This is a genomic window from Streptomyces sp. AV19 (assembly GCF_015999245.1).
GTDB lineage: Bacteria > Actinomycetota > Actinomycetes > Streptomycetales > Streptomycetaceae > Streptomyces.
Genome location: NZ_JAEAMR010000006.1, coordinates 159,873 through 172,718 on the forward strand (window position 1 = coordinate 159,873; position 12,846 = coordinate 172,718).

A 12,846-nucleotide genomic window follows, 5' to 3' on the forward strand; every position below is an offset into this window, starting at 1 on the left:
CAGGATCACATTCCACCAATCAACCATTGACACGCCGCAATCGGGTGATCAATCATCGCCGTACAGCCCAGACACACCGATACACGGCGACTGTTGTCCTGCGTTCGATACGGCCCATGGCGACCAGTTCGGCCCGGAGGATTGCCATGCCCTGACGACGCCCATGAAGGCGCCTCGTGACAGCGGATCGTCCACCGGTGATGCCGCCGGAACCCTCCTCCCTTCCACGCGCCCCCCGGGACCGGGCGCGCCCTTTCCCGCACTTCCCGCCGGCCCCCACAGGCGGTGCCGCGCCGGGGCGGGCTCCCCTCCCCGTCCGGTGACCCCGGGCGCCCGGGTGTCGGAGTCCGACGCAGAACCACCCTCCCCCGAGGAGAAGAAGCAGCCTTGCCCGCGCAGCAGACTCCCAGCGCCCCCCGCCCCGAACTGCCTCACGTGGCGCGGAGGGAGCCGACCGAAGGGCCGTCGGCGCGCACCGCGCCGGAGACCGCCGCGCGGGACCGCGTTCCGGCGTCGTTCGCCCAGCGGCGGCTGTGGTTCCTGGCCCAGTTGCCGGGGGCGAGCGAGGCGTACCACGTGCCGCTCGCCTTCGACGTGCGCGGGCCTCTCGACCGCGGCGCCCTGGCCCGTGCGCTGGACGCGCTGACGGCCCGGCACGAGGCGCTGCGCACCCGGCTGTCGGCCGTGGACGGCGAGGTGTTCCAGCACGTGGACCCGGTGGACACCGGGTTCGCGCTGTCCGTGGACGACCTCTCGCGGACCGCCGGTACCGACGTGGAGCGGCTCCGGCGGGAGGAGGCGGCCGCCCCCTTCGACCTGGCCCGCGGTCCGCTGGCGCGCGGCCGGCTGCTCGTCCTGGGCGAGGACCGGCACCATCTGCTGCTGACGTTCCATCACACCGTTTACGACGGCTGGACCGAAGTCCTTCTGATGTGGGAACTCGGCGCTCTTTACGCGGCGTTCCTGCGCGGAGAACCCGATCCCCTGCCGCCGCTCCCCTCGGGCTACGCGGATTACGCCGTGCGGCAGAAGTGCGAGTGGGAGGACGGGACGTTCGCGGAGCAGGCCGCGTATTGGACGGAATCCCTCGCGGGGGCACCGCCGTTGCTGGAACTCCCCACGGACCGGCCGCGTCCGGCGGAACAGGATTACCGCGGCGGTGAGGTGCGCTTCGCTTTCGACGCGGAACTGACGACGGCGGTGAAGTCGCTCGGCGAACGGCACGGCGCCAGTGTGTTCATGACCGTGCTCACCGGCTGGTCCCTGCTGCTTTCGCGGATGTCGGGACAACGGGATCTCGTGGTCGGCATACCGGTCGCGAACCGCCGGCGGGGCGACGTCGAGGGCGTCGCGGGCTTCTTCGTCAACTCCCTGGCGCTGCGGGTCGATCTGTCGGGGGAGCCGACGGTGGCCGAGGCGCTGGACCGGGTACGCACGGTGGCGCGGTCGGGACTGCGCCGCCAGGACCTGCCGTTCGAGCACGTGGTGGAACTGGTGAAGCCGGTGCGCAGCCCCGCGCACACCCCGCTGTTCCAGAACATGCTCGCGTGGCAGTACACGGACGGCGGTTCGCTGGACCTGGCCGGCACGGAGGTGTCGCCCATGCGACTCCCCGCACCCGGCGCCACGTTCGACCTGACGCTGATGGTGGCGGAGAAGGACGGCCGGCTGACCGGCAGCCTGCGCTACGCCGAGGCGCTGTTCGACGCGGTGACGGCCGAGCGCTACGTCGGCCGGCTGCGGCGGGTGCTGGAGTGGATGACGCGCCATCCGGAGCGTCCGGTGACGGACCTGTCGCTGCTCGACGGGCGGGAGCGCCGCCGGGTGCTGGAGGAGTGGAACGACACCGGGTGGAACGGCACCTGTCCGCAAGGCGGTTCGGCGGGTCTGGTGGAGCGCTTCGAGGAGCAGGCGCGTACGCGTCCGGACGCCCCGGCCGTCGTGGACGGCGCCGTGCGGCTCGGCTACGCGGAGCTGGACCGGCGCGCCAACCGGCTGGCCCGGGCCCTGATCGCCAGGGGGGTGCGGCGCGGGCAGGTGGTGGGCCTGCACGTGCGGCGTTCGGCGGAGCTCGCGGTGGGCGCCCTGGGCGTCCTCAAGGCCGGTGCCGCCTGCCTGCCGCTCGATCCGGACCTGCCTGAGGCGCGGCTGGCCGGCATGGTGGAGGACGCCGCTCCCGCCGTGGTGCTGAGCGGCGAACCGGCGCCGCCCGAGGGCTGGTTGGCACTCGCCCCGGCCGAGGCCGAGGCGGGCCGCGAGGACGCGCCCGGTATCGCGGTGTCCCCGGCCGACCTGGCGTACGTGATCTACACGTCCGGGTCGACCGGCCGTCCCAAGGGCGTGGCCGTGCCGCACGGCAGCGTCGTCAACCTGCTGGACCACTGGCTGGCGCGGTTCGGCGCGCTGCCCGGCGAGCCCGCGGCCCAGTGGTCGAGCACGGGCTTCGACGTCGCCCAGCAGGAGCTGCTGCTGCCGCTGACCACCGGGGGTGTGCTGTACCCGGTGCCGGACGAGGTGCGCCTCGACCCGGCGGCGCTGCTGGACTGGATGCGGGAGCACCGGGTGGCGCAGGCGTTCCTGCCGCCGGCCTTCGTCCGGTGGATCGACGAGGCGCCCGGGGAGCGGCTGAAGGGGCTGGCGCTGCGCCAGTTGCTGACGGGGGTGGAGTCGCTGCCCGAGGGCGCGCTGCACCGCTTCGCCGAGGCGGTGCCGGGCCTGCGGCTCCTGTACGGCTACGGGCCGACGGAGACGACGGTGTACAGCACCGCGTACCTCACGCCCCGGCCGCTGGAGCGGCAGAGCCCGATCGGCCGGCCGATCGCCAACACCCGTGTCTACGTCCTGGACGAGCGGCTGCGGCCGGTGCCGCCGGGCGTGCCGGGCGAGGTGTACGTGGCGGGGGCGGGCCTGGCCCGCGGTTACCTGGGCCGCCCGGGGCAGACGGCCGCGCGGTTCGTGGCCGACCCGTTCGCGCCGGGCGAGCGGATGTACCGCACCGGCGACCTGGCCCGGTGGCTGTCGGACGGCGGGCTGGAGTACGCGGGGCGCCGGGACGACCAGGTGAAGCTGCGCGGGTTCCGGATCGAGCCGGGCGAGGTGGAGGCCGCACTGCTGGCCGAGCCCGGGGTCGGCGAGGCCGCGGTGCTGGTGGACCGTGCCGCGCGGGGCGGTCCCGTCCTGGTGGCGGCCGTGGGGCGGGACGGCGCGGAGCCGCGTCCGGCGACGGAGTGGCGGGCGGCGCTGGCCCGGCGGCTGCCGGACTACATGGTCCCGCAGGTCTTCGTGGAGTTCCCGCGCCTGCCGCTGACGGCCAACGGCAAGCTCGACCGCGCGGCGGTGCTGGAGCGTGCCGCGGCCCGCGGGCCCGCCGCCGTCAACCAGGCGAGTCCGCGCGACGACATAGAACTGACGCTGTATCAGATATGGCGGGGGCTGCTGCTGCACCCGGACATCGGGGTGCGGGACGACTTCTTCGCCCTCGGCGGTACGTCGATCTCCGCCATCAAGCTGGCCCACGCGGTCCGCGAGGCGTTCGGCGTGCCCCTGCAGGTGCGTGACGTCCTGCTGCACCCGACGATCGAAGCGCTGGGCGGTCTCGTCCGCGAGGGCGCCGCGGAGCGCCGCCCCGGGAGCGTCGTCGAGTTCCGCCCCGGCGACGGAAAGGCGCGGGTGGTCTGCGTCCACCCGGCCGGCGGCACCGCCTTCTGCTACCTGCCGCTCGCCGGGCTGCTGCCCGGCGAGGTCGGTGTGACCGGCGTCCAGGCGCCGGGCCTCAACGAAGGAGAATCGCTCCTGCCGTCCATCGGGGCGATGGCCGAGGAGTACCTGCGCCTCGTCGAGCCGCTGCCCGAGGGGCCGTTGGTGCTCACCGGGCTGTCGTACGGCGGCCTGATCGCCCACGAGATGGGCCGCAGGCTGGCGGCGGCCGGCCGCACCGGCGTGAGCGTGGTGCTGCTGGACACCCACGGCACCGACGACCCGGCCGAACGGGCCCGGATCGAGCCCGTGGAGCTGGCCGAGTTCCGCGACAAGCTCGTCCGCTTCAACGGGATGTACCCGGGCATCGACGACGAGCAGATCGAGCGGTACTTCCACGTCTACAACCACAGCAGGCTGACGACGCGCGACTACCAGGTGCCGACGACGACGGCCCGCACGGTGCTGGTACAGGCCGAGGGGGCGGACGACGAGCGCGTGGATGCCGGACATCTGGCCCGCCTCCGGGAGTTCTGGGCCCGCCGGACCGCGGACGACCTGGTCGTCGAGCCGCTGGCCTGCGGCCACTGGGACGTGCTGGAGGGCGAAGGGGTGGTCCGGGTGGCCGCGTTGATCGAGGCCGAGCTGTCCCGCTTCCCGACACCGTCCACGTCCGCCTGACCGCCACCCTTCGGCAACACCGCCCCGACCGACGACCGACTATCGCCGACCTACTACCGCCTACCGCCGACACGGACGAACCGAGGCCGAGAGCACCGCCCCATGAATCCCTACCAGTCACTCCCGCCCCGCTCCTTCTGGCGGACCGCGGTCGCCGAGCCCGCGTGGGCGGACATCGACGGCCTGTGGACCCCGAAGTTCGCCATCGGCCAGGACGACGTCCTCCTCACGGCCGGATCCTGCTTCGCCCGCCACATCGGCCGCGCCCTGCGCGACCGGGGCATGAACTGGCGCGACGCGGAACCCGCTCCCCCGGGCCTGACGCCGGAACAGCGCCGCGACCGCCACTTGGGCGTGTTCTCCTTCCGCACCGGCAACGTCTACACCGCCGCCGTCCTGCGGCAGTGGTTCGCCTGGGCCCTGGGCGCGGAGGAGCCGCCCCAGGAGGTCTGGCACGAGGACGGCCGCTACCACGACCCCTGCCGCCCCTCGGTCGAACCGGCCGGCCACGCCTCTGCCGAGGAGCTGTTCGCCGCCCGCGCCACGACGCTCGCCGCGATCCGCGGGGCCCTCGCCGAGGCGGACTGCCTGATCTTCACGCTGGGGCTGACCGAGGCGTGGCGCGATCGCGCCGACGGCACGGTGCACCCCGTCTGCCCGGGCACCGTGCGCGGCACCTTCGACCCCGGGCGGCACGTCTTCCACAACTTCACCTTCGACGAGGTGCGCCGGGATCTGACCGCCGCCGTCGAGCTGGCCCGGTCCGCCAACCCCGGGCTGCGGGTGCTGCTCACCGTCTCGCCGGTGCCGCTCACGGCGACCGCCACCGGTGGCCACGCGCTGACCTCCACCACCTACTCGAAGTCGGTCCTGCGGGCCGTCGCCGGCCAACTGGCCGCCGAGCACGAGTACGTCGACTACTTCCCGGCGTACGAGATCGTGACGGGCGTCCCGTTCCGGGGCGCGTTCTTCGAGCCGAACCTGCGCACGGTGACGCCGGAGGGCGTCGCCTTCGTCATGGACCGGTTCTTCGGCGCGCTCGCCGGGCGCCAGGCCGCCGCCGGCCCGTCCACGACCGCCCCCGACCGCCACGACCGGCCCACCGCCGGAGAGGACTTCTGGTGTGACGACGCCGTACTCGACTACTACAACCCCCGCTAGGTTCCTGCTGCTCGGCGACTCCCACGCCGGTCCCGTCGGCCGGGCGGCGAAGGCCGCCGGCATCCCCTTCGCGGGCGGCCCGATCGGCTCGGGACGGGAGTTCACCGCCGGGTTCTACGACCCGCGGGGGGACGACGTCGTCTTCCGCGGCGCGGAGGCGGAGTCCCGCTACCGGTCGTTCCTCGGCGAGCTGGGCGTTACGGGCCTGGACCGGCTGACCGTGCCGCTGGTGTGCACGTTCGGCTTCAGCGCCCATTTCGTCGCGACGACGGAGAACTGGCGGATCTACCGCACCCGCGGCGGCGGCTTCCCGCCGGGCTTCCTCGGCGGTCCCTTCTTCGACGCGCTCGTCCGCGCCGCCGTCCGCGACGCGCTGGCCTTCTACGCCCACGCCCGCCGCCTCGGGCTCCGGGTGCTGGCGGTGATGCCGCCGCAGCGGGTGCCCGGCATGTCGGACCGCGAGGTGTTCATGGCGGCGCAGGAGAGCGTCCGCCGGGCCGTCGCCGAACTGGGCGTGGAAGTCGTGGACCTGCGCGCCCGCACCACCGACGCGTCGGGGCTCCAGCGGCCCGAGCTGTGCGAGACCGACGACATCATCCATGGCAACCTCGCCTTCGGCCGCATCATCCTCACCGACCTGCTCGACCGCGGGCTGTGACGCCCGCACCCCCTTCCGCCGCCCGCAGCACAGCAGAGGCGCAGCACAGCAGAGGAAAGGTCATGGAAGACTACGAACTCGACGCCGTGAAGGCGCTCACCACCCGCGAGAAGCCCGCCTACGAGACCATCACCCTGGACCCGCTGACCCCGGTCCTCGGTGCCGAGGTCTCCGGCATCGACCTGTCTCGAGAACTGACGGACCGTCAACTCGCCGAGATCAAGGACGCGTTCCTCGCCCACCACGTGCTGGTCTTCCGCGACCAGGACATCACCGCCGAGGACCACAAGCGGTTCGCGGCGCACTTCGGCCCGCTGCACCCGGTGGCGCTGGCCGCGCCCGACAGCGACCCGCACGTGCTGGAGATCAGCGCCTCGGCCGCCTCGAAGAACGTGGCGGGCAACGGCTGGCACGCCGACGGCACGGCCGACGCCGAGCCCTCGCTCGGCTCGATGCTCCACATCACGCACATACCGGAGGCCGGCTGCGGCGGCGACACCATGTTCGCCAACATGCACCTCGCCTACGAGTTGCTCTCGCCCGCCATGAAGACGTTCCTCGACGGCCTCACCGCGATCCACGACGGCGCCCAGCCGTGGGGCGAGCAGGGCCCGCCGGCCGAGTACGAGGTGCCCGTGAACGAGCACCCGATCGTCGTCCGCCACCCGGAGACCGGCCGCAAGCTCCTCTTCGTCAACCGCCCCTACACCGCGCGCATCCCGCAGCTGTCGCCCGTCGAGAGCAAGGCCGTGCTGGAGATGCTGTACCAGCACATCGCCGGCACGCCGCTGCTCGCCTGCCGGGTGCGCTGGCAGCCGAACACCCTGGTGTTCTGGGACAACCGCTGCCTCCAGCACCACGCGATCTGGGACTACTACCCGCACAGCCGCCACGGGCGGCGGGTCGCCATCGACGGCACGCGGCCACGGGCCTGAGCTCCCGGCCGGCCGCCCGTCCCGCCACGGGGACGGGCGGCCGGCGCCCCGGTCAGGGCCCGGTGTCGCCCGGGTGGGCACAGAGCCCGCCCCGGTAATTGCTGTCGTACCAGGCGCCGGTGGCGTCGAAATCCAGGTTGGTGCGGCCCGGACCGACGCAGCGGTGGTAGTTGGACCGGGGCCACCGCTTGACCTGGATCCACACGTTGGTGTTGGTGGCGCAGTGCTCGTAGTAGGCCCGTTCGCCGCCCCTGCTCTCATTCCAGCCGCAACCCTGGACGCGCTCGGGGGCGGCCGTCGCCGGGGCGACCGTCGCGCAGGCGAGGGCACCGGCCAGAGCGGCGGCCGCGAGGCCGAGCCGGACCGTCGCGGTGGTGAGGGTTCCACGGAGTTTCATGCGTCGTCTCCTTCGCCGGAGGATGGTGCCGGGAACCGTTCCCGCACCGTTTCCGACGACGTCAGAGTGACCTGACCGCGCCCCTGTCACCAGGGGATTCGACGGTGATCGAAGGGGCTGGAACAGCGATACCGGGATCGAATCCCCGTCCCCGTTCCGGCTCCCCGGCGGCCCGCTCCAGACTCTCGGCCAGCCCGTCCGCGAGCCGCCCGCAGGCCGCCCGGTGCCGCTCCTCCCGGCCGTCCGCCGTGTCCTGCCCGGCGAGGGCGAGGGCATAGGCGTTCACCGCCGCGAACGGGTAGCAGGCCGCGTAGGCGACGGCGTCCCCCGCGGCGAAAGCGGCCGCCGACGCCCGTGCGTGCACGAGGGCGTTGGCATCGGCGCAGGACGTCACGTTGGCCCCGGTGTTCAGCCGGGCATAGCCGTCCGCGAACTCCTCGGCCTCGGTCTCGCCGTAGTCGTTCGTCCTCGCCCAGGCGCGGGCGTTGGCCGCGGCCGTGGCGAAGGCGTCGGCGTACGGGTAGGCACGCCGGTGGACGTCCCGCAGCGCCGGTTCCAGGACGGCGGCCCAGGCATCCTCCGCGACCGATTCCCCCGCCAACGCCCTGAGGTGCAGCGCCCGTACGTCCTCCTGCCCCTCCCCCAGCAGCGGCGCGACGGTACGGGCGTGCCAGTCGTGAACGACGCCGAACGGCACCCGCCCGTCGAGACGCGCGCAGGCGTCGTACATCCGACGGGCCCACTCCCCCGCCGCGTCCGGGTCCTGGCCGTCCCACAGCGCGCCGGCCAGCTGGACGAGCCAGTCCGGCAGGTCCGGTCCCTGCGCGGGCCGCTCCTCCCAGCGGCCGGACGCGGCGGCGTCGAGCCGGGCGAGGAAACGCGGGAGGGCCTCGGCGGAGGGCGCGGGACGGCTCACGGTTCTTTCTCCTGTTCCGCTGTACTGCTGCGTGGTGCGGGCCCGGTGCGCTCCGGCCCGTCCCCGTATCCTCACCTGCCGGGCCGTTCGGCGCGATGTCGCGATGATCACGTTCTGGGCGGGGCACGCGCCCGCCCCCCCCGGTGCGCGCACCATGGGCCGGCCTCGCGAGCGCCTCGGCCCCCGGTCGGCCACCCCCGTGAGCGGGTGACAGCCGGCCGGTTCGCCACGGCCGACGGCCAGTTCGCCGGCCGCGGTCGGGGGCGGCGAGGAACGCACCCCGATGCGGAGGAACGAACCCCGACGCGAGGGTCCCCTGCCGCGGCATCGTGTCGAGCTCGGCCGGCCCTTGCCCTTCGGCACGGCGATACGTCCCACCCCGACGGGGTACCACGGTGACATGAACCAGTGGCGCCGAGTGGTGCACGAGCCTTACCCGCCGATCGAGGATCACGGCCTGGTCGGCGACGGGAGAGGCAGTGCCCTGGTCGGCCGGACCGGTGCGGTCGGCTTCATGTGCGTCCCCCGCTTCGACTCACCGCCCCTGTTCTGCCCGCTCCTGGACCACGCCAGGGGCGGCCGCTTCGACCTGCTGCCCGACGGCCTGCGCGAGAGCCGCCAGTACTACGTCGAGGACACCGCCGTCCTGGTCACCGAGCTGCGCACGGACACGGCCACCGTGGAGCTGACCGACGCCTTCCTGCTGCGGCCGGGCGCCCGGCTGGAGGAGGACGTCGCCGCCGGCCTGGGATGTTTCGTCCGCCGCGCCCGCGTCCTCCACGGGCGGACGCGGCTGGCGGTGACCGTACGGCCGAGGGGCGGGGCCCAGTGGGTCGACGACCCGGCCGGATGGCGTGTCGTCTGCCCGCACCAGCAGCTCGAACTCCTGCTGTGCGCCACACGCCCGCTGGCGGGGCCGGAGACCAATCTGCCGCTGGAGGAAGGGCAGGAGATGGCGTTGACCCTCACCTGGCACCCGGGCCCCGGGCGGCGTCCCGCAGGGGGTGAGGGCCGGGGCACCGACCGGCACCTCGACGACACGGCGAAGGTGTGGCGGCGCTGGTCGGGCCGGCTCATGGACGACGTGCCGCGGGCGGATCTGGTCCGCCGCTCGGCCCTCACCCTGAAACTGCTCGACCACGTCGAGAACGGCGCGATCGTCGCCGCTCCCACCTCCTCGCTCCCCGAGCGGATCGGCGGCAACCGCAACTGGGACTACCGCTACGCCTGGGTGCGCGACACCGCCTACACCGTCTTCGCGCTGCGCCGCATCGGCCTGCCCGCCGAAGCCGGCGGATTCCTCGCCTGGGCGCTGCGGGCCACCGAGGAGCAGGGCCCGATGGTCCTGTACGACCTCGACGGCCGGCCGCCGCCACCGGAGACCGCCGACGGCGAGCTGGAGGGCTACCGCGGCTCGGCACCCGTCCGGTGGGGGAACGCCGCCGCGCGGCAGGTGCAGCACGACATCTACGGCGAGATCCTGGACTGCGCGTTCCAGTGGGCCGCCACCGGCGGACGACTGGACGGAGTGCTGTGGCCACAGCTGGCCGGTCTGGCCGAGCGCGCCCGCACCGCCTGGAAGACGCCCGACCACGGCATCTGGGAGGTCCGTACCGCCGGCCGCCCGTTCACCTACTCGGCCGCCATGTGCCAGGTAGCGCTCGACCGCGCCGCACGTCTGTCCCGCCGCCTGGGCCTCCCCGGTTCCCCGGACACCTGGAGCGCCGAAGCACAGGCGATCACCGAACGCATCCTGCGGTACGCCTGGGACGAACGCTCCCAGGCCCTCACCGAACACCTGGGCCCCGGGGGCGGGTTGGACGCATCGCTCCTCGCCCTGCCCCTGCGGCGGGTCCTGCCCGCCGACCACCCCCGCATGGTCGCCACCACCCGCGCCGTCGCCGACCGGCTCGGCGCCGGGGGCGGCCTGCTGTACCGCTACCTGCCGGACGAGTCGCCCGACGGGCTCGACGAGGCGGAAGGCGCCTTCGTACTGTGCAGCTTCTGGCTGGTCGACAACCTGGTGGGCCAGGGCCGCATCGGCGAGGCCGAGGAACTCTTCGAGGAGATGTGCTCCTATGCCAGCCCGCTCGGGCTGCTCGCCGAACAGATCGACCCCGGCAGCCGTACCTTCCTCGGCAACTTCCCCCAGGGGCTCAGCCATGTCGGCCTGATCGCCAGCGCGGTAGGACTCGCCCGTGTCCACCGCGGCGTCCGGCCGGAACTCGCCACCCACGCCTGGTTCGACTAGAACAGCGGCGCGTACCCGCGGACCTGTCGGCGAGGGAGCCGGCTCGTGTTGCGGCAGCGGCCGCCGCACGGTGCGGAGTTCCTAGCGGCGGGTCCGTACGAGCAGGTGGAGGAAGTACGGCGTGCCGATCATCGCCGTCATCAGGCCGGCGCCGAGCTGGGCCGGGGCGATCACGGTACGGCCCACCAGGTCGGCGGTGCAGACCAGGATGGCACCGAGGAGGACCGAGACCGGCACCACCCGGGCGTGCCGCCGGCCCACGAGGGCCCGCGCCGCGTGCGGTGCCACGAGGCCCACGAAGCCGATCGTGCCCGCGGCGGCCACGGCGGTGGCGCTGAGCAGGACGCTCAGCACCAGGAACCCGAGGCGGCTCCGGGACAGGCCGAGCCCCAGGAGCCGCGGGGTGTCCTCGTCCAGCGAGACCAAGTCGAGCCCGGTGCGCCGCTGAACGGCGACGAGCAGGCCCACCGCGAGCACGGCCGCCAGCGGCGCCACGTCGGGCAGGGTGCGCCCGTAGGTGGAACCCGACAGCCAGGTGAGCGCCTTCGTCGCGTTGAACGGGTCGGTGAGGATGACGAGAAGGCTGATCAGGGCGGTCGTCGCGGTGGCGGCGCCGAAGCCCACGAGGACGAGCCGGTTCTGCTGGAAGCCGCCCCGCGCGGCCAGTCCGAAGACCAGGGCGGAGACGACGGCGGCACCCGCGAACGCCGCGGCGGCCACGCTCCACGACCCGGCCAGCGGCACCGTCGTCACGAGGAGGACGGCGCCCAGGCCGGCGCCGCCGGAGACGCCGAGGGAACCCGGTTCGGCGAGGGGGTTGCGGGTGACGGCCTGGACGAGCGTCCCGGCCAGGGCGAGCGCCGCGCCCGCGAGGAGGGCGGCGAGGACCCTGGGCACCCGGGTGTCGAGGACGAAGCCGACGGTCCGCCCGGCCCTTCCCTGCGCCCAGTTGAGCACGTCGCCGAGGAGCAGCTTGCTGTCGCCCAGCAGGACGGCGGCGACGGTCACGCCGATGAGCGCGGCCACCAGGACGGCCGTGGTGGTGAGGAAGACGGCCCGGCTCCTGATGCGCAGCCGGTCGGCCGCGGCGGCCCCGGCGGTGTCCTTCGCCCGCGTGGCCATGACGATCAGGAAGACGGCGCCGACGAGGCTGGTGACGACGCCGGTCGGCACGGCGACCGCGGTGTCCGCCGGGACGGCGGCGCGCAGCAGCACGTCGGAGCCGAGCACCAGGGCCGCACCGGTCAGCGCCGCGACCGGCAGGCTCGCGCGCGTCCGGGTGAACGCCCGCAGGCGGGCGGCCAGGGGCCGGACGAGGGCGGGGGCGCACAGGCCGACGAAGCCGATGGGTCCGGCGAGGGTGACGGCGGCCGTGGAGAGCAGGGAGGCGAGGACGACGGCGATGAGGCGGGTGGCCCGGACGGGGACGCCGAGGCCGCGGGCGGCGTCGTCGCCGAGCGCCAGGGCGTCGACCCGGCGGGCGAGGAGCAGCAGCCCGGCGAGACCGGCGATGCCGATCGGTGCCATCTGCAGCACGCCGTCGAACCCGGTCTGGCCGATGCTCCCCTGGTTCCACTGGTAGAGGCCCTGGGTCTGCCGGGGGAACAGCAGGAGCAGGCTCTCGGTGACGGCGGTGAGGCCGAGGGTGAGGGCGGTGCCGGCGAGGACGAGCCGTACGGTGCCGGTGCCCAGGCCGGACAGCCCGAGGACGACGGCCGCGGCGGCGAGGCCCCCGGCGAACGCGACGCCGGAGGAGGCGTACAGGGGGAGCGTGACGCCGGTGGTGGCCGTCAGTCCGAGGGCGAGGTAGGAGCCCGCGTTGACGGCCAGGGTGTCGGGGGAGGCGAGGACGTTGCGGCTGACGGCCTGCAGCGCGGCGCCCGCGACGCCGAGGACGGCACCGACGAGCAGGGCCGCGGCCGCCCTCGGCAGCCGGGAGGCGACGACGACGGACGCGTCGGCCGGGTCGGCGTGTCCGGTGAGCGCCTTCCATACCTCGGGGGCGCCGACCGCGGCCGTTCCCTGGGTGATGTCGACGACCGCGAGGCCCGCGACGAGGAGGAGCAGCGCGGCCGTCACCGCGGCCGCGGCCGTCCGGGACGCGGCCGCCGGAGGACGGGTGGCGGTTGTGGGTGCGGTGACGGCCATGGT

At 74.1% G+C, this 12,846-nt stretch carries 8 protein-coding genes; 5 read left to right on the top strand and 3 right to left on the bottom strand.

Features of this window, described 5'->3' with window-relative positions; all coding sequences use genetic code 11:
* Positions 1 to 387: 387 nt before the first annotated feature.
* From I5Q34_RS08525 to I5Q34_RS08540, 4 genes are all read left to right on the top strand, one after another.
* Positions 388 to 4,377 carry a non-ribosomal peptide synthetase gene (locus I5Q34_RS08525; protein WP_199891582.1) on the top strand — a complete coding sequence of 1,330 codons (3,990 nt, stop codon included), beginning with the start codon at positions 388 to 390 and terminating at the stop codon, positions 4,375 to 4,377.
* 102 nt (positions 4,378 to 4,479) lie between these two features.
* Complete coding sequence (locus I5Q34_RS08530) at positions 4,480 to 5,538, top strand: GSCFA domain-containing protein (protein WP_199891583.1); 1,059 nt, start codon at positions 4,480 to 4,482, stop codon at positions 5,536 to 5,538.
* Positions 5,501 to 6,196: a hypothetical protein gene (locus I5Q34_RS08535; RefSeq protein ID WP_199891584.1), complete on the top strand. Its 696-nt coding sequence runs from the start codon at positions 5,501 to 5,503 to the stop codon at positions 6,194 to 6,196. Before I5Q34_RS08530 ends, I5Q34_RS08535 begins: the two co-directional genes overlap by 38 nt.
* 62 nt (positions 6,197 to 6,258) lie before the next feature.
* Positions 6,259 to 7,131 carry a TauD/TfdA family dioxygenase gene (locus tag I5Q34_RS08540; protein WP_199891585.1) on the top strand — a complete coding sequence of 291 codons (873 nt, stop codon included), beginning with the start codon at positions 6,259 to 6,261 and terminating at the stop codon, positions 7,129 to 7,131.
* A 52-nt stretch (positions 7,132 to 7,183) separates the two neighbouring features.
* Here the strand turns inward: I5Q34_RS08540 and I5Q34_RS08545 are convergent, their stop codons facing one another.
* Positions 7,184 to 7,528: a DUF6355 family natural product biosynthesis protein gene (locus I5Q34_RS08545; RefSeq protein WP_199891586.1), complete on the bottom strand. Its 345-nt coding sequence runs from the start codon at positions 7,526 to 7,528 to the stop codon at positions 7,184 to 7,186.
* A 61-nt stretch (positions 7,529 to 7,589) separates the two neighbouring features.
* Positions 7,590 to 8,444 (bottom strand): SpcZ, encoded by an 855-nt coding sequence (locus I5Q34_RS08550; RefSeq protein ID WP_199891587.1) that lies wholly within the window; start codon positions 8,442 to 8,444, stop codon positions 7,590 to 7,592.
* A gap of 400 nt (positions 8,445 to 8,844) precedes the next feature.
* Here I5Q34_RS08550 and I5Q34_RS08555 point away from each other — a divergent pair, with 400 nt between their 5' ends.
* Positions 8,845 to 10,695 (top strand): glycoside hydrolase family 15 protein, encoded by a 1,851-nt coding sequence (locus I5Q34_RS08555; protein WP_199891588.1) that lies wholly within the window; start codon positions 8,845 to 8,847, stop codon positions 10,693 to 10,695.
* 81 nt (positions 10,696 to 10,776) lie between these two features.
* On the opposite strand, the gene I5Q34_RS08560 is transcribed toward I5Q34_RS08555, so the two are convergent.
* Positions 10,777 to 12,843, bottom strand: a complete 2,067-nt coding sequence (locus I5Q34_RS08560) for an iron ABC transporter permease (protein ID WP_199891589.1) — start codon at positions 12,841 to 12,843, stop codon at positions 10,777 to 10,779.
* Between the last annotated feature and the right edge of the window lie 3 nt (positions 12,844 to 12,846).

Coding starts and splice junctions, on each gene's coding strand:
- I5Q34_RS08530 (WP_199891583.1), top strand. CDS start 4,480: ATGAATCCCTACCAGTCACTCCCGCCCCGCTCCTTCTGGCGGACCGCG.
- I5Q34_RS08540 (WP_199891585.1), top strand. CDS start 6,259: ATGGAAGACTACGAACTCGACGCCGTGAAGGCGCTCACCACCCGCGAG.
- I5Q34_RS08545 (WP_199891586.1), bottom strand. CDS start 7,528: ATGAAACTCCGTGGAACCCTCACCACCGCGACGGTCCGGCTCGGCCTC.
- I5Q34_RS08555 (WP_199891588.1), top strand. CDS start 8,845: ATGAACCAGTGGCGCCGAGTGGTGCACGAGCCTTACCCGCCGATCGAG.
- I5Q34_RS08560 (WP_199891589.1), bottom strand. CDS start 12,843: ATGGCCGTCACCGCACCCACAACCGCCACCCGTCCTCCGGCGGCCGCG.